The organism is Streptomyces sp. NRRL WC-3549 (genome assembly GCF_000721935.1).
Classification (GTDB): Bacteria; Actinomycetota; Actinomycetes; order Streptomycetales; family Streptomycetaceae; genus Streptomyces.
Window position 1 is genome coordinate 45,676 of the sequence record NZ_KL585398.1, and the last position, 17,461, is coordinate 63,136.

Here is a 17,461-nt window from a genome sequence, read left to right on the forward strand (position 1 = left end):
CAGCCGCTTCCGCTTCCCCGGCAAGCGCGGGCTGATGTGGACGCTGCTGATCACCCAGATGTTCCCGGTCGCCGTCCTGATCGTGCCGATCTACAACATCATGTCGAGCATCGGCCTGATCAACCAGCCGGCCGGGCTCGTCATCACCTACCTCACCATCTCGGTGCCGTTCTGCGCCTGGATGATGAAGGGCTTCTTCGACACGATCCCGCGCGAGATCGACGAGTCGGGACAGGTCGACGGCCTCACCCCGTTCGGCACGTTCTGGCGCCTCATCCTGCCGCTCGCCAAGCCCGGCCTCGCCGTCACCGCCTTCTACTCCTTCATCACCGCCTGGGGCGAGGTGGCGTACGCCTCCGCCTTCATGGTCGGCGACGAGAACCTGACGCTCGCGGGCGGACTGCAGAAGTTCGTCAACCAGTACGGAGCCCAGTGGGGCCCCATGACCGCCGCCTCCGTACTGATCGCGATCCCGGCCGCCCTGGTCTTCCTGTTCGCACAGAAGCACCTGGTCACCGGTATGTCCGCCGGTGCCGTCAAGGGCTGACGCACCCGGTCCCGCACGACCGTACGCACCCGTCACGGCGGCGCCGGATCCCCGACCCGGTCCCGGCGCCGCTCCCCACCCAGACACCCCAGGGACGACATGACCCAGCACCTCGCTGCCCCCTCCACCGGCACGTCCACCGACGCCCCGGGCCACCGCACCGGCTGGTGGCAGGACGCGGTGATCTACCAGGTGTACCCACGCAGCTTCGCCGACGGCAACGGCGACGGCATGGGGGATCTCGCGGGAGTCACCGCGCGGCTCCCGTACCTCAGGGACCTCGGTGTCGACGCCGTCTGGCTCAGCCCCTTCTACGCCTCCCCGCAGGCCGACGCCGGTTACGACGTCGCCGACTACCGGGCCATCGACCCCATGTTCGGCACCCTGCTGGACGCCGACGCCCTGATCCGCGAGGCCCACGCACTCGGCCTGCGCATCATCGTCGACCTGGTGCCCAACCACTCCTCCGACCAGCACGAGTGGTTCAAGCGCGCACTGGCCGAGGGCCCCGGCTCCGCCCTGCGTGACCGCTACCACTTCCGCCCCGGCAAGGGCACCGAAGGCGAACTCCCGCCCAACGACTGGGAGTCCATCTTCGGCGGCCCCGCCTGGACGCGGACCACGAACCCGGACGGCACCCCCGGCGACTGGTACCTGCACCTCTTCGCGCCCGAGCAGCCCGACTTCAACTGGGAACACCCGGCCGTCGCCGACGAGTTCCGCTCCATCCTGCGCTTCTGGCTGGACATGGGCGTCGACGGTTTCCGCGTCGACGTCGCCCACGGCCTCGTCAAGGCGGACGGCCTGCCGGACCTCGGCTCCCACGACCAGCTGAAGCTCCTGGGCAACGACGTCATGCCGTTCTTCGACCAGGACGGGGTGCACGAGGTCTACCGCAGCTGGCGCACCATCCTCGACGAGTACCCCGCGGGGCCCTCCTCGGCCGGCGGGCGGATCCTCGTCGCCGAGGCGTGGACGCCCACCGTCGAGCGCACCGCCAACTACGTGCGGCCCGACGAGATGCACCAGGCCTTCAACTTCCAGTACCTCTCGACCGCCTGGGACGCCGCCGAGCTCCGCAAGGTCATCGACTCCTCGCTCGCCGCCATGCGTCCGGTCGGCGCGCCCACCACCTGGGTGCTCTCCAACCACGACGTCACCCGGCACGCCACCCGCTTCGCCAACCCGCCGGGCCTGGGCACCCAGATCCGTACCGCGGGCGACCGGGACAAGGGCCTGCGCAGGGCCCGCGCCGCGACCCTGCTGATGCTGGCCCTGCCCGGCTCCGCCTACGTCTACCAGGGCGAGGAGCTCGGCCTGCCCGACGTCACCGACCTGCCCGACGAGGCCCGCCAGGACCCGTCGTTCTTCCGCGCCGACGGCCAGGACGGCTTCCGCGACGGCTGCCGGGTGCCGATCCCGTGGACCCGCGAAGGCAGCTCGTACGGCTTCGGCGACGGCGGCAGCTCCGCAGCCGGCCGGCTGGGGCGAGCTGTCCGTCGAGGCGCAGACCGGCACGGAGGGCTCCACCCTGGAGCTGTACCGGGCCGCGATCGCCGCCCGCCGCGAGCACCCCGGACTCGGCGCGGGTACGGACGTGGAGTGGGAGAGCGCCCCGGAGGGCGTACTCGTCCTGCGCCGCCCCGGTTTCGTGTGCACCGTCAACACCACGGGCGCCCCGGTGGCGCTGCCCGCCCCCGGCACCCCGCTGCTCGCCAGCGCCCCGGTCGCCGTCGACGGTGACACCGTCGAGCTGCCCGCCGACACCACGGTGTGGTGGACGGTGTGACGGTCCCCGTACCGAGGACCGCTCCCGTACCGAGGACCACCCCTGTACCGAGGACCGGGCCGGCGCCCCGGCTCTCCGACATCGCCGGCCAGGCCGCGGTCAGCGAGGCCACGGTCAGCCGGGTCCTCAACGGGAAGCCGGGCGTCGCGGACACCACGCGTCAGCGGGTGCTCGCGGCGCTCGACATCCTCGGCTACGAACGCCCCGTTCCGCTGAGGAAGCGCAGCGCCGGGCTGATCGGTCTGGTGACGCCCGAGCTCACCAACCCGATCTTCCCGGCGTTCGCCCAGTCCGTGGAACAGGTGCTCGCCGGGCACGGCTACACGCCGGTTCTCTGCACCCAACTACCCGGCGGCGCCACCGAGGACGAGCTGGTCGAACAGCTCGTCGAGCGTGGCGTCGGCGGGATCGTCTTCCTCTCCGGCCTGCACGCGGACACCTCGGCGGACCCGGCGCGGTACGCGGCGCTGACCGAACGCGGCGTGCCGTTCGTGCTGATCAACGGCTACAACGAGCGCATCAGCGCCCCGTTCGTCTCCCCGGACGACCCGGCCGCCGTACGGATGGCCGTCGGGCACCTCGCCGAGCTGGGCCACCGCCGGATCGGCCTGGCCATCGGACCGCAGCGCTACGTGCCCTCCCGGCGCAAGCGCGAGGGCTTCCTCGACGCGGCGGTCTCGGTCCTGGGCATGGACCGGAGCGAGGCCGAACGTCTGGTGTGCTCCACGCTGTTCAGCGTCGAGGGCGGCCAGGTCGCGGCCGGCGCCCTGCTCGACGCGGGCTGCACGGGCATCGTCTGCGGCAGCGACCTGATGGCGCTCGGCGTGGTCCGGGCCGCGCGGGGGAGGGGCCTGGACGTTCCGCGTGACGTGTCCGTGGTCGGCTTCGACGACTCGCAGCTGATCGCGTTCACCGACCCGCCGCTGACCACGGTGCGCCAGCCGGTCCAGGCGATGGCCTCGGCGGCGGTCGGCGCCCTGCTGGAGGAGATCGGCGGAAGCCCCGTACAGCGCACGGAGTACGTGTTCCAGCCGGAGCTGGTGGTACGGGGCTCCACGGCGGCGGTGCCGGGCGCCTGAGGCGCGCGCCCGCGTATGCGTGTGGAAGGCCGGGTCCGGAGGGGGGACCCGGCCTTTCAGTGCCCGGAGGTGTGCGTCACGAAGGCGTTCCATGCGGTGGGGGCGAACCTCAGGTGCGGTCCTGAGACGTTCTTGGAGTCGCGGAGATGGATGCCGCCGGGGCCGGGGGCCGCCTCGACGCAGTCGGCCTCGCTGCTGTTACTGCTGTAACTGCTCTTGAACCACTTCAGCTCGTGCTCGTGAATGCCCTCGATGGAGAGCTCGCTGATCATGTTTCTCCCAAAAGTTGCTTGATGAAGGCCAGCGACTCACGGGGAGTGAGAGCCTGGGCTCGGATCATGCCATACCGCAACTCAAGGATTCTGAGCTGCTTCGGGTCGTCGACCGCCCGGCCGTTGAACGCCCCTTCCGAGCGCCCCAGCGCGGAGCCGTCCCCGAACTTCAGCACTTGAGTCTCCCCTTGCATCCCGGCGTGCTCCTCGCGGTCAATCGGCATGACCTGGATGGCAACGTTCCTCAACTGGGCTGTCTGTACAAGGTGTTCGAGCTGTCGACGTAGCACCATTGTGCCCCCGAGCGGGCGCCGAAGCGTCGCTTCTTCCTGGACGAAGCTGAGCGCGGGGGCTGGGGAGCGCTGGAAGATGGCCTGTCTGGCCACACGCGCTGCGACCGCTTGCTCGATCTGGTCCGGCTCGTACGCGGGGAGCCGCATCTCGAACAGTGCCCGCGCGTACTCCGCTGTCTGGAGCAGCCCGTGCAGGTTGTGATCTCCGTAGGCCAGAAGCTCGACGGCTTTGGCCTCCAGTTTCGCGAGGTCCCGCACCTTCTTCGGATACCGGACCTCCGCCAGCTCCCGTTTCAGCATGGCGATTTTGCCGGCCGCCCCCAGCACCTCGTCCGCCTTGTCCAGGAACTCGGGCCGGGGGATGCGCCTGCCGCCCTCCACCTTGTAGACCAGGTTCTCGCCGTAGCCGAGCGCGGCCCCGAACTCACCGGCCCGCATCCCGGCGGCCTCCCGCCAGGCCTTGATCTGGCGGCCCACGGTGGCGACCATCGCGGCGCCCGGCTCGTCGTCAGGATCGATGTCCCACCCGGACTCGTCCACCTCGCTGTCCCCGGGTTCCGTACCGACCTCATCCACGCTCATCCGTGCCCCACTTCCGACGCGCTTTCAGTCCTCGCCCAACCTCCGCCGTCCCCCAGGGGTCACCCTGGACAGCCGGGACAACGCTGGACAAGAGCGGGACAATCACCGTACGTAACCACCTTGTCGCTCCTCAAAGTACGCGGACGAGGCCACGCTGGGTGATGTGACCCAAGAAATCACCCGAACCGAACATTCCGCTCTCGACCGGCAGTTCACGGTGCTGCTGTCTCCCACCCGCCGGGGTGCGAGGCTCGCTCGCCTGCTGGCCACAGCGCATCTGGGCGACTGGGAGCTGCCCGCCGAGCCGGCCGCGCAGATCGTGGCCGAACTGGCTTTGAACGCCGCCTTCCACGGGCACGTGCCGGGCCGTGACTTCCGGCTGCGGCTCGCGGCCCATCGCGACGTGCTCCTCCGCATCGAGGTGACGGACACTCTGGGTGAGCGGTTGCCTCCCGTGCCCGGCGCCGTCGAACCCCCGCCGGGCGACGCCGAGTCGGGGCGCGGTCTGCTCATCGTCGAGGCGCTCGCGGACCGCTGGGGTGTCGAGGTCGGACCCGTCCCGCGCAAGACGGTCTGGGCAGAAATCGACCTCACATCCGCTAATGGGTCGGAAAATCTGCTTGATCACTCACGTGGGTGATATGGGCGGCCCGTTCCTCCTCGTCGTCGAAGCCCAGGGCAAGAAGGACCCCGGCAAGACGGCCAGCTGGCCGTATTACGTCACCTACCTCAACAACAAGTACCGGCTCCCGGTCCTGTTGCTCGTCATCTGCCAGGACCACGCCACCGCGACCTGGGCCGCGCGCCCTCTCACCATCGGCCTGCCCCAGTGGCCGACCGTCACGACCCGCCCGCTCGTCGCGGGGCCCCACAACATGCCCGTGATCACCGATGTGGCCGAGGCCCGCAAAGACCTCGCCCTGGCCACGCTCTCGGCCATCACACATGCCGACAATCCGGACGTCGATGCCATACTGAAGGCGATGTCCGTCGCCCTGCGCGACACACCGGAATCGATCGCAGAACCCCTCGTCGAACTCATCGCACAAGGCTTGGGCAACCGCCCCGCCGCACAACAGTGGAGGAACCTGGTGGCCGTGGACCTTTCCTTCTACACCTCGCCGCTCTCCGAAGAGATCCGGGATGAAGGCCGTGTTGAAGGCCGTGCCCAGAGTCGCGCCGAGGATGTTCTGCTCATCCTCGGCGTACGCGGTATCGACATCACGGACGAGATCCGCGAGAAGGTCACCGCCTGCGGCGATCCGGAGCTCCTGCGTCAGTGGCTGGCCCGTGCCGCCCTCGCCGCCACGGCGGGGGAGGTCTTCGGCGAGGAGTGCTCCGTGGACCCGGGAACCGCAGCTCCCCGGTAGGTGGCAACGAGAGCGGGGCCTCAGTCCTGACCGTCGCCCTCCTCGTAGAGCCGTACCGTGCCGAGGATCTCGCGGATCGTGGCGTCGGGTACCTCGTCGGGCACCCCGTGTGCCCCGACGTAGGTCCACGAGACGAAGGAGCCCTCCGCGTTCTTGAAGGCGAACGTCACCGCCTTGCCGTCGCTGTCGCACGCGTCCTTCTTCGGCGACCCGGACGACGTGACGGTCACGAGGCTGCCCTCGACGCCCGACTTCGTCCGGTACGACTCGGCCTCACCGACCGTGAGACGGGTGCGGTCGGGCTGGGTGTAGGCGCCGTAGACCCAGTTCCGCGCGGTCTCCTCGGCGGCCTCGGCGGCGCTCTTCGAGTCCTTCTCCCCGGTGGTGCCCGTCGAGGCCAGCGGGGTGTCGTCCTCGGTGCCGTTCTTGTCGTCGTCGGACGTGCACCACTTCTCCTTGAGGACCGCCGGGGCCATCATCGCGACCAGCGGTTTCTCGTCGGGGTCGGTGGCCTCCGCGACGTAGCTGACCCAGTCCGCGGACTGGAGCGCCCAGAAGGCCGGCACGTCGAAGGTGATGCCGCGCTTGGCGTTGACCACCGTCTTCCAGCCCGGGACCAGCGGGCCGGAGCCGCCTTCGGCCGCGGACCGGTCCGTAGCGGCGGCGCTCGCCGAGCCCGTCGCCACCGGCTTCTCGTCCGGCGTGTCGCCCCCGTCGTCGCGGAGCGCCAGGAAGCCGGTCACCCCGCATGCCACGACGACCACCGCGGCCGTTGCCACGGCGGTGATCGTGGTCCGGTTCCAGGTACGGCGGGGCGGTTCGGGCGCGCCCATGCCGACGGTGGGGGCGGCGTGCCACTCGGGGCCCGGCCGACCGGATTGCGACGGGCTCGAACCGGGCTGCCCGCCCTGTGAGTTCGGCTGTCCGGAAGACGACTGCTGTCCTGGCCACATGAGCGGTGATTGTAGTGCGCACGTTCGGTCGGCCCCTGGCCGCGTCGGAGAGCGAAGAGGGGCGGGCCGGAGGGCGCGAAGACCTCGTCCGGTCCCGGATCTCGCGCGCGTCGCCACCGGCGCCGAAGTGAACGGCCGGGGCGGGTACGGCCGTCACGCACGGGAGAGGTCCGGAAGTCGGCCCAGGTCGGGCCGGCGGGGAAGCGACTCGCCGGACCTCTCCGTGCCGTGACCGGCCCGGCCGGCCGGGCGCGTGGGACCCGGCGGACCGGGCCCCCGGCCGGCCGGGCCGGAGTCGGGACGAACTTAACAGTCCGCAATAACTTGCGTAAGCCCTTGCAGGAAGAAATCTCCGAGATTTCGTGGAGGGGAGCGGGACGTGACCGCGTCGTGTCCAGGGGGTTGACCGGGGCAGGTCAGGCTCGTACGGTCTGCTGCGCGCAGGGTTTTGCATCCTTGCTGCAAGAACCTTCAAAGCCTTGAGGGCACGGCGCGTTGCCACGTGAGGCTGCTTCCGCCAATCCCCCGCACTTCCCCCACCGCAGGAGGAACGCCATGGCACGAAGAACACTGTCGGCCTCACTCGCCCTGGTCACGGGCGCCGCCGTCCTCGCTCTCCCCGCCGGGCTCGGCGCCGCCGGTGCCGCCCAGGCCGCCCCGTCCGGCGAGAAGGACGTCACGGCGGTGATGTTCGAGTGGAAGTTCGACTCCGTCGCCAAGGCGTGCACCGACAGCCTCGGCCCCGCCGGATACGGCTACGTCCAGGTCTCGCCGCCCCAGGAGCACATCCAGGGCGGTCAGTGGTGGACCTCGTACCAGCCCGTCAGCTACAAGATCGCCGGCCGGCTCGGTGACCGTACGTCCTTCGCGAACATGGTGAACACCTGCCACGGCGCGGGCGTCAAGGTCGTCGCCGACGCGGTCATCAACCACATGTCGTCCGGCTCCGGCACCGGTACCGGCGGGTCCTCGTACAGCAAGTACGCCTACCCGGGCCTCTACTCCGGCAACGACATGGACGACTGCCGGTCGGAGATCAACAACTACGGCGACCGCGCCAACGTCCAGAACTGCGAACTCGTCGGGCTCGCCGACCTGGACACCGGCGAGGACTACGTGCGCGGCAGGATCGCCGGCTACCTCAACGACCTGCTCTCCCTCGGTGTCGACGGCTTCCGGATCGACGCCGCCAAGCACATGCCGGCCGGCGACCTGGCGAACATCAAGTCCCGGCTCAGCAACCCGGACGTGTACTGGAAGCAGGAGGCCATCTACGGCGCGGGCGAGGCGGTCTCGCCCACCGAGTACCTCGGCACCGGTGACGTCCAGGAGTTCCGTTACGCCCGTAGCCTCAAGCAGACCTTCCTCAACGAGAACCTCGCCTACCTGAAGAACTTCGGCGAGGGCTGGGGCTTCATGGAGTCGGGCAGGTCGGCGGTCTTCGTCGACAACCACGACACCGAACGCAACGGCGAGACGCTGAACTACAAGAACGGCGCCGACTACACCCTGGCGAGCGTCTTCATGCTGGCCCACCCCTACGGCTCCCCGGACGTCCACTCCGGCTACGAGTGGTCCGACAAGGACGCCGGCCCGCCCAACGGCGGCCAGGTGAACGCCTGTTACAGCGACGGCTGGAAGTGCCAGCACGCCTGGACCGAGATCTCCTCCATGGTCGGCTTCCGCAACGCCGCCCGTGGCCAGTCCGTCACGAACTGGTGGGACAACGGCGGCGACCAGATCGCCTTCGGACGCGGCTCCAAGGCCTACGTCGCCATCAACCACGAGGGCTCCTCGCTGACCCGTACGTTCCAGACGTCGCTGCCCGCCGGTGACTACTGCGACGTCCAGTCCGGCAAGGGCGTCACCGTCAACGGCTCCGGCCAGTTCACCGCGACCCTCGGCTCGAACACCGCCGTGGCCCTGCACACCGGCGCCCGTACCTGCACCGGCGGCGGCGACAACGGGGGCGGCACCGGTGTGTATAAGAGACAGTCCGGCGCCTCCTTCGGCGTCAACGCCACCACCGTGATGGGCCAGAACATCTACGTCACCGGCGACCAGGCCGCCCTCGGCGCCTGGAACCCGGGCAGCGCCCTGAAGCTCGACCCGGCGGCGTACCCCGTCTGGAAGCTCGACGTCGCCCTGCCCGCCGGAACGTCGTTCGCTTACAAGTACCTCCGCAAGGACGCGTCCGGCAACGTCACCTGGGAGAACGGCGCCAACCGCACCGCCACCGTGCCGGCCTCCGGCAAGGTCACGCTGACCGCCGACGTCTGGCGCGGCTGATCCACCCACCACCCGCGGGCCGGGACGCGATCGACGGCGTCCCGGCCCGCACCGCACCACCCGACCCCGCAAGCCGAGGAGAACCCGCCCGTGTCCCGAACCACTCTGAGACGGGGAGCCGTCGCCGCGCTGTGCGCCGCACTGCTGCCCGTCGTGCCGGCGGCCTCCGCGTCCGCCGCGCCCAGACCCCCGTCACCGCCCTCGGACGCGAAGCTCGCCAGGGAACCGGCCCGGCACGACCTGACCCGCGAACAGTTCTACTTCGTGCTGCCCGACCGGTTCGCCAACGGCGACCCCTCCAACGACCGCGGCGGGCTGAAGGGCACCCGGCTGGAGACCGGCTTCGACCCCACGGACAAGGGCTTCTACCAGGGCGGCGACCTCAAGGGCCTCACCCAGCGGCTCGACTACGTCAAGGGCCTCGGCACCACCGCCATCTGGCTCGCCCCGATCTTCAAGAACCGGCCCGTCCAGGGCACCGGCAAGGACGCCTCAGCCGGCTACCACGGCTACTGGATCACCGACTTCACCCAGGTCGACCCCCACTTCGGCACCAACGCCGACCTGACGAAGCTGATCGACAAGGCCCACGGCAAGGGCATGAAGGTCTTCTTCGACGTCATCACCAACCACACCGCCGACACCGTGGACTACGCCGAGAAGGAGTACGGCTACAAGCCCAAGGGCGCCTACCCCTACCTCGACACGGACGGCCGCCCCTTCGACGACAGCGAGGGCATGGGGAAGGTGGACGCCGCCTCCTTCCCGTACACCCCCGTCACCACGGGCAAGAAGGTCCCCGCCTGGCTCAACGACCCCACGATGTACCACAACCGCGGTGACTCCACCTACGCGGGCGAGTCCACCGAGTACGGCGACTTCTCCGGCCTGGACGACCTGTGGACCGAGCGCCCCGAGGTCGTGACCGGCATGGAGAAGATCTACGAGAAGTGGGTCCGCGACTTCAACATCGACGGCTTCCGCATCGACACCGTCAAACACGTCGACCTCGACTTCTGGACCCAGTGGGCCACCGCCCTCGACGCCTACGCGGCCAAGCGCGGCCGCGACGACTTCTTCATGTTCGGCGAGGTCTACTCCGCCGACACCGCGATCACTGCGCCCTACGTCACCCGGGGCCGGCTCGACGCGACCCTCGACTTCCCGTTCCAGGAAGCCGCCCGGCAGTACGCCTCCCAGGGCGCGCCCGCCTCGAAGCTCGCCGCCGTCCACGCGGACGACTACCGCTACACCACCGACAAGGCCAACGCCTACGAGCAGGTCACCTTCCTCGGCAACCACGACATGGGCCGCATCGGGACCTTCCTGAGGGAGGACAACCCGAAGGCCGGTGACGCCGAACTCCTCGCCCGTGCCCGCCTCGCCAACGAGCTGATGTTCCTCGGCCGCGGCAACCCGGTGGTCTATTACGGCGACGAGCAGGGCTACACCGGAGCGGGCGGCGACAAGGACGCCCGCCAGCCGCTCTTCGCCTCGAAGACCGCCGACTACCTCGACGACGACCAGATCGGCACCGACCGCACCCACGCCTCGGACGCGTACGACACGAACCACCCGCTGTACCGGTCGATCGCCGCGCTCTCCAAGCTCACCCGGGACCACCCCGCGCTCCGCGACGGCACCCAGACCGAGCGGTACGCCAAGGACTCCGTGTACGCCTACGCGCGCACGGACGCCGAGCGCCCGTACGAGTACGTCGTCGCCACCAACAACTCCGCGGCGCCGAAGACGGTCGAGCTGGCCACCGAGTCGGCCGGCATGACCTTCCGCACCCTGTACGGCGGTTCCGGCACCGTCCGCAGCGGCGCCGACAAGAAGATCCGGGTCACCGTGCCCGGCCTCTCCAGCCTCGTGCTGCGCGCCGACAAGCAGCTGGGCACCCCGGCCGCCAAGCCGTCCGTCCGCCTGACGGCCCCGGCGGCCGGGGCCACCGGAACCGTCGAGATCACCGCCGACGTCAGCGGCGGCGGCTCGAACCGGGTGGTGTTCGCCGCCCAGACCGGCAACGGGAAGTGGCGCACCCTCGGCACCGCCGACCACGCCCCGTACAAGGTCACCCAGTACCTGGACGAGTCCGTGCGGGCCGGGACGGCGCTGCGCTACAAGGCCGTGGTCGTCGACCGCGCCGGGCGCACCGCGAGCGCCCTCGCGTCCACCACCGCCGGCCAGGCGCCGCCCGCGCCGAAGCCCGTCGCCGTCGAACGGGACCGGGCCGTCGTCCACTACCACCGCGCGGACGGCGACTACGACGGCTGGCAGCTGACGTCCGGCGGGAAGACCGCCGACTTCATCGGCCGCGACGCCTACGGGGCCTTCGCCTGGATCGACCTCGGCGAGAGCACCTCCACCGTCCCGTACACCGTGGAGAAGAACGGCACCGCCGACGGACCCGAGCGCACGATCGACCTCGCGCGGACCGGCCAGGTCTGGGTCGAGCAGGGCAAGGACGGCCAGGCCACCGAGGCCCCCGAAGGCGCGAACCCGCCGCAGGACACCTCCAAGGCCGTCCTGCACTACCACCGCGCCGACGGCGACTACACCGGCTGGGGCCTGCACACCTGGACCGGCGCCGCCGCCCCCACCGACTGGGCCAAGCCCCTCACCCCGGTGAAGACCGACGCCTACGGCGCCGTCTTCGAGGTGCCGCTCACCGACGGCGCCACCTCGCTCAGCTACATCCTCCACAAGGGCGACGAGAAGGACCTGCCCAGCGACCAGTCCCTGGACCTCGCCACCTACGGGCACGAGGTCTGGATGCTCGGCGGCAGGCCCGGCTACCTGCTCCCGCAGACCGGCGGCGCCCCCGCCCCCGACCTCACCAAGGCCGAGGCCCAGTGGATCGACGCGGACACCGTCGTCTGGAAGGTGAAGGCCACCGCCGCCACCAGCCAGCAGCTCGTGTACGCGAAGAACGGCGGGATCTCCGTCGTCGACGGGGCCCTCAGCGACGAGGGCCAGTGGCTCCGGCTCGGTACCACCGAACTCACCGCCGCCCAGAAGGCGACGTACCCGCACCTGGCGGAGTACCCCGCCTTCACCGTCGACCGCCGCGACCGGGACAGGGTCCGTGAGTCCCTGCGCGGCCAGCTGATCGCCACCCAGCGCGCCGCCAACGGCGCCCTGCTCGCCGCCACCGGCGTCCAGACCGCCGGCGTCCTGGACGACCTGTACGGGAAGGCCGCGAGCAAGACCGAGCTCGGACCGGTCTTCCGCAAGGGCACCCCCACCCTCTCCGTCTGGGCGCCCACCGCCCGTACCGTCTCCCTCGAACTCGACGGCCGTACCGTCCCGATGCGCCGCGACGACCGCACCGGCGTCTGGTCCGTCACCGGCAAGAAGGACTGGGCGGGCAAGCCGTACCGGTACACCGTGGACGTCTGGGCGCCCACCGTGCAGAAGACGGTCACCAACAAGGTCACCGACCCCTACTCCACCGCCCTGACCACCGACTCCGCCCGCAGCCTCGTCGTCGACCTCGACGACCCGAAGCTGGCGCCGCGCGGCTGGCAGGGCCTGAAGAAGCCCGCGGCGGTCCCGCTGCGCGACGCGCAGATCCAGGAACTGCACATCCGCGACTTCTCGATCACGGACCCCACCTCGAAGCACCCCGGCGAGTACCTGGCGTTCACCGACACCCGCTCCGACGGGATGAAGCACCTCAAGGAGCTGGCGGACTCCGGCACCAGCTACGTCCACCTGCTGCCCGCCTTCGACATCGGGACGATCCCCGAGAAGAAGTCGCAGCAGACCACGCCCGCCTGCGACCTGTCCGTCTACGCCCCCGACTCCGAGGAACAGCAGGCCTGCGTCGCGAAGGCCGCCGCAGAGGACGGGTTCAACTGGGGGTACGACCCGCTGCACTACACCGTGCCCGAAGGCTCCTACGCCTCCGACCCGAACGGCACCCAGCGCACCGTCGAGTTCCGGCAGATGGTCCAGGGCCTCAACGGCGCCGGGCTGCGCACCGTCATGGACGTCGTCTACAACCACACCGTCGCCTCCGGCCAGGACGACAAGTCCGTCCTCGACCGCATCGTGCCCGGCTACTACCAGCGGCTCCTGGAGGACGGCACCGTCTCCACCTCCACCTGCTGCGCCGACACCGCGACCGAGAACACCATGATGGGCAAGCTCGTCGTGGACTCGGTCGTCACCTGGGCCAAGGAGTACAAGGTCGACGGCTTCCGCTTCGACCTGATGGGGCACCACCCCAAGGCCAACGTCCTCGCCGTCCGCGAGGCGCTCGACGCCCTGACCGTCGCCGAGGACGGCGTCGACGGCAAGAAGATCGTCCTGTACGGCGAGGGCTGGAACTTCGGTGAGATCGCCGACGACGCCCACTTCGTCCAGGCCACCCAGAAGAACATGGCCGGTACCGGCATCGCCACCTTCTCCGACCGGGCCCGCGACGCCGTACGCGGCGGCGGCCCCTTCGACGAGGACCCCGGCGTACAGGGCTTCGCCTCCGGCCTCTACACCGACCCCAACACCTCGACCGCCAACGGCACCGAGGCCGAACAGAAGGCCCGGCTGCTCCACTACCAGGACCTGATCAAGGTCGGCCTCACCGGCAACCTCGCCGACTACACCTTCACCGACACCCAGGGCCGCACGGTCAGGGGCTCGGCCGTCGACTACAACGGCGCCCCCGCCGGATACGCGGCCGCCCCCGGCGACGCCCTGGCCTACGCCGACGCCCACGACAACGAGACGCTCTACGACGCCCTCGCCTTCAAGCTGCCCGCCGGTACCACGGCCGCCGACCGGGCCCGCATGCAGGTCCTGGCGATGGCGACCGCCACCCTCTCCCAGGGCCCGTCGCTCTCCCAGGCGGGCACCGACCTGCTGCGCTCCAAGTCGCTGGACCGCAACTCCTACGACAGCGGCGACTGGTTCAACGCCCTGCACTGGGACTGCGAGATGTGTATAAGAGACAGGTCCTACGGCAAGCCGTTGCTGGCCTCGGCCGCGCTGCGCCCCGGGTGCACCGAGATCACCGGCGCGTCCGCCGCGTACCAGGACCTGCTGACCATCCGCACCACCGAGAAGGACTTCGGCCTCGCCACCACGGCGCAGGTGCAGAAGAGCCTGTCCTTCCCGCTGTCGGGCACGGAGGAGACGCCCGGGGTGATCACCATGCGTCTGGGCAAGCTGGTCGTCGTGCTGAACGCCGCCCCCGGGGCGCGCACCCAGCGCGTCCAGGAACTGGCCGGTACGCGGTACGCGCTGCACCCGGTCCAGGCGTCCGGCGCGGACCGGACCGTCAGGAAGGCGGCGTACGACCGCTCCACGGGCACCTTCACCGTCCCGGGACGCACGGTCGCCGTGTTCACCCGGGGCTGAGCCCCTCTCCGGCCGGACCCGGCCCCGCGCTCCTTCGAGGAGGGCCGGGGCCGGGGCCGGCCGGTCTCGTACGGCGGGCACACCTTGTGCGGCCGAGGCGCCCACGCCAAGCTGAAGCCGCACCCACCCCGCACCCGCACCAGGAGCGCTTGATGCCGCAGATCACCGTCGACTACTCCGCCGAACTCGACGACGGCTTCGACCGCCGCGGCTTCGCACTGGCCCTGCACCCGCTCGTCGCGGACACCGTGTCCACCAAGGTGCCCGCCTGCAAGACCCGGTTCCGGCGGGTCGAGGAGAGCGTCGTCGGGGACGCCCCGGCGGGCGACGCGATCGTGCACGTCTCCATCGCCCTGCTGCCCGGCCGCACCCCCGAGACCAAGGCGCACCTGACGTCCGCCGTACTGGACCTGCTGTCCGGCCACATCGGGCCCGCCCCGGACCTCACCGTCCACACCTCGGCCGAGATCCGGGACCTCGACCCGTCGTACACCAAACGCTGACGAGCCCCGGAGACCACCCGGCGGTCCTCAACGGTCCCGCTGCGACGGCGGGGCCGGTACGGCGGGCGCGAGGGCCGAGAGCCGGCCGAGCAGGCCGCCGAACGGGCCGTCCGCCGGCTCCTGCGCGAAGACCCGCAGCACGATGCCGGCCATCTCCTCGTCGTGGGCGGCGCTGACCGCCGCCAGCGCCGCGAAGTCGTGCACCAGCTGCAACTCCAGCTCGGCCCGCGGGACACGCCGCCCGTCCAGCCAGAGCAGCGCCGTCGACTCGGCCAGCGACACCCAGGAACGGACCACGATCTCCAGCCGGGCGGGCGGGCGCGCCACCCGCAGATGGGCCAGGATCTGCGCGTACGCGGCCTGCCGCACCCCGTCGATCATCGCGTTGGCGGTGGACGACCCACCGGACGGGCCGCCCCGGAGGAGGGCGGCGAAGCCCGGACCGTGTTCGTCCACGAAATCGAAGAACCGGCCCATCACCCGCAGGAGCCGTGCCCCCAGCGGTCCTTCGTGCGCCTCCAGGAAGCGTCCCGCCAGCTCGTCGGCGGCCCGGCCGAGCGCCGCCTCGTACAGGCTCTGCTTCCCGGGGAAGTAGTGGTAGACCAGCGGTCGCGAGATGCCGGCGGCAGCCGCGATCTCATCGACCGAGACCTCGTCGGGTGAACGGTGGCTGAACAACTCCAGGGCCACGCCGATCAGTTGGGCTCTGCGCTCGTCGACACCCATCCTGCGCCGCACCCCGGTCGTCATGCCGACAGCCTATCCGGGGGCGCGCTCAGCGCAGGGCCCGCACCCGGCTGCCGTCCGCCAGCAGCCCGTCCAGCCGTGCCCGGTCGCCCGCCCGCGCCGGCACCGCCAGCAGCCGCCCCTCGGCCCGCCCCTCGACCCCGCCCGTCGCCGACACGGACCTGAACTGCCGGGAGCCCGCCGCGAGTACGTACCACCGTCCGGCGTCCGACTTCCACAGCACACCCGCCAGGACGCGCGGCCGGCCGCCAGGACGCGCGGCCGGCGGGTCCCGCAGTCGGGGGAGTCCTCCGCGTGGGCCGCGACGGCCCCCGAGGCGGCGGTCCCGCCCGACAGCGCGGGCGGGGCCTGGAACTGGGCCAGCACCCTGCTGCCCGAGCCGCGCCAGGTGTCCGCCCGGGTGCAGAACCAGCGCGCGGAACCGCCCCCCTCGGGCAGCGGCTGCTCGGCGTACGCCCAGGAGTTCACCGACCGGACGCCGTTGGAGCGCATCGTGCGCAGCAGGCAGGCGGTGCGCGCCCAGCTCTCCCGCTCCGCCGTACCCGACACGTCGTGCGGGGCCGACGGAGGCCCGGAGGTCAGCCGGACGGGGGTCAGCTCGCCGAGATCCGTCATCAGCCGTGCGGACGTGCCGTCCCGGACCTCCAGCGTGTGCCACGGTCCGCACTCCGGCGCACTCCCGCGCGGGCCGGTCAGCGCGTCCGTCACCCCGTCCGCGCGTCGGCCGAGGGGGTGCGCCGGGGCGCGCGGCGCACGCAGGTCGCGTACGAAGACCTCGCGCACCCAGGGGGCGGTCAGATAGCGGACGCGGCCGTCGCGGCGCTGGACGAGCAGGGCGCTCGCCGTCGCCTCGTCCGCGCCGTCCACCCGGGCGAAGTCCAGCACCGCCCCCCGGGACGGGCCGCCGTCACGGGGCTCGGCGTACCGGACGACGCGCAGCCCGTCGTGGAAGAGCACCACCGCCGCCGGGCCCACCTCGCCCGCGTACAGGAGCTGCGGGGGCCCCATCGGAGGGCCGGCCGGTGTCCCGGGCGTCGCCGACGAGACCACCGCCGGGCCCGGCCTGGCCCACGCGGCGAGGGCCCGCCCGAGCAGCCGGGTGTCCTCGGTTCGGTCGCCGCGGGCCGGCCAGGCCGTGAAGTCGCTGCGGGCCGAACTCCGCCAGTACCCGGCCGGCACCCGGCGCACCGCCCGGGGGTCCAGGGCCTGCTGGGCGGCGGCGTTACGCGAGTACAGGGGCGCGGACGCGGACGCGGACGCGGCGTGCGGGCCGCCCAGGCCGTCCCGGGGCATCAGCACGAGGGTCCCGCACACCACCAGGGCGCAGAGCCCCGCCCAGAACGTCCGGGCCCGCCGGCGGCGGCGCAGCAGATCGGTCGGTCTGACCTGGAGCGCACACGGATCGAACTCGGGGGAGCCCAGCAGGGCGTGCGGCGCGGTCAGCCGGTCCGCCTCCGCCAGCGCGGACTCCGGATCGGCCACCCCCGCCGCGCCGAGGACCCGGCCCGCCTCCGCGTCGGCGAGGCCCTCCAGCCCCCGCAGCACGTGCGCCGCCCGGCCGGGCCCCGACACCTCGGACAGCGCCCGCTCCAGGGCCAGTTCGTCCGCACCGCAGGAATGGGGGAACAGCCGCAGCCCCCACACCTGGGGCTGTCTCTTATACACATCTCTGA

11 protein-coding genes and 2 pseudogenes are annotated in these 17,461 nt (G+C 71.3%); 8 read left to right on the forward strand and 5 right to left on the reverse strand.

The features are described from left to right. The 3 genes and pseudogenes from IH13_RS0114520 to IH13_RS0114530 all read left to right on the forward strand — a co-directional run. The coding region (locus IH13_RS0114520) for a sugar ABC transporter permease (protein ID WP_031084494.1) at nucleotides 1–547 on the forward strand (547 nt) is incomplete at its 5' end. A gap of 99 nt (nucleotides 548–646) precedes the next feature. Then, nucleotides 647–2,336 (forward strand): annotated as a pseudogene (locus tag IH13_RS37485) (glycoside hydrolase family 13 protein). After that, the gene (locus tag IH13_RS0114530) at nucleotides 2,321–3,415 is read left to right on the forward strand and encodes a LacI family DNA-binding transcriptional regulator (protein ID WP_031084496.1); all 1,095 of its coding nucleotides are present in this window, start codon (nucleotides 2,321–2,323) and stop codon (nucleotides 3,413–3,415) included. The pseudogene IH13_RS37485 and the gene IH13_RS0114530 overlap by 16 nt, the downstream one beginning before the upstream one ends. A 56-nt stretch (nucleotides 3,416–3,471) precedes the next feature. Here IH13_RS0114530 and IH13_RS0114535 read toward each other — a convergent pair whose 3' ends face one another. Further along, on the reverse strand, nucleotides 3,472–3,687 hold the full coding sequence (locus IH13_RS0114535; RefSeq protein ID WP_051835843.1) for a DUF397 domain-containing protein: 216 nt from the start codon (nucleotides 3,685–3,687) through the stop codon (nucleotides 3,472–3,474). After that, entirely contained in the window at nucleotides 3,684–4,562 is an 879-nt protein-coding gene (locus IH13_RS0114540; RefSeq protein ID WP_031084499.1) for a helix-turn-helix domain-containing protein, read from the reverse strand. The genes IH13_RS0114535 and IH13_RS0114540 overlap by 4 nt, the downstream gene beginning before the upstream one ends. Before the next feature lie 163 nt (nucleotides 4,563–4,725). Between IH13_RS0114540 and IH13_RS37490 the strand changes: the two genes are divergently transcribed. Further along, on the forward strand, nucleotides 4,726–5,202 hold the full coding sequence (locus IH13_RS37490; protein ID WP_037841371.1) for an ATP-binding protein: 477 nt from the start codon (nucleotides 4,726–4,728) through the stop codon (nucleotides 5,200–5,202). After that, nucleotides 5,102–5,932: a hypothetical protein gene (locus IH13_RS0114550; RefSeq protein WP_420713362.1), complete on the forward strand. Its 831-nt coding sequence runs from the start codon at nucleotides 5,102–5,104 to the stop codon at nucleotides 5,930–5,932. The genes IH13_RS37490 and IH13_RS0114550 overlap by 101 nt, the downstream gene beginning before the upstream one ends. 20 nt (nucleotides 5,933–5,952) lie before the next feature. On the opposite strand, the gene IH13_RS0114555 is transcribed toward IH13_RS0114550, so the two are convergent. Next, the gene (locus IH13_RS0114555) at nucleotides 5,953–6,765 is read right to left on the reverse strand and encodes a DUF8017 domain-containing protein (protein ID WP_031084504.1); all 813 of its coding nucleotides are present in this window, start codon (nucleotides 6,763–6,765) and stop codon (nucleotides 5,953–5,955) included. 675 nt (nucleotides 6,766–7,440) lie between these two features. Between IH13_RS0114555 and IH13_RS0114560 the strand changes: the two genes are divergently transcribed. The 3 genes from IH13_RS0114560 to IH13_RS0114570 all read left to right on the forward strand — a co-directional run bounded on the left by IH13_RS0114560 (nucleotide 7,441) and on the right by IH13_RS0114570 (nucleotide 15,041). Continuing rightward, nucleotides 7,441–9,174: a carbohydrate-binding module family 20 domain-containing protein gene (locus IH13_RS0114560; RefSeq protein ID WP_031084506.1), complete on the forward strand. Its 1,734-nt coding sequence runs from the start codon at nucleotides 7,441–7,443 to the stop codon at nucleotides 9,172–9,174. 90 nt (nucleotides 9,175–9,264) lie between these two features. Then, nucleotides 9,265–14,538 (forward strand): pullulanase-type alpha-1,6-glucosidase, encoded by a 5,274-nt coding sequence (gene pulA / locus IH13_RS0114565; protein ID WP_031084508.1) that lies wholly within the window; start codon nucleotides 9,265–9,267, stop codon nucleotides 14,536–14,538. A gap of 152 nt (nucleotides 14,539–14,690) precedes the next feature. After that, complete coding sequence (locus tag IH13_RS0114570; protein WP_031084510.1) at nucleotides 14,691–15,041, forward strand: 5-carboxymethyl-2-hydroxymuconate Delta-isomerase; 351 nt, start codon at nucleotides 14,691–14,693, stop codon at nucleotides 15,039–15,041. A 27-nt stretch (nucleotides 15,042–15,068) separates the two neighbouring features. Here the strand turns inward: IH13_RS0114570 and IH13_RS0114575 are convergent, their stop codons facing one another. Both IH13_RS0114575 and IH13_RS37495 read right to left on the reverse strand, forming a co-directional pair. Continuing rightward, the gene (locus IH13_RS0114575) at nucleotides 15,069–15,791 is read right to left on the reverse strand and encodes a TetR/AcrR family transcriptional regulator (protein WP_031084511.1); all 723 of its coding nucleotides are present in this window, start codon (nucleotides 15,789–15,791) and stop codon (nucleotides 15,069–15,071) included. A gap of 25 nt (nucleotides 15,792–15,816) precedes the next feature. Next, a pseudogene (locus tag IH13_RS37495) lies at nucleotides 15,817–17,461 on the reverse strand (hypothetical protein); the annotation flags it as partial.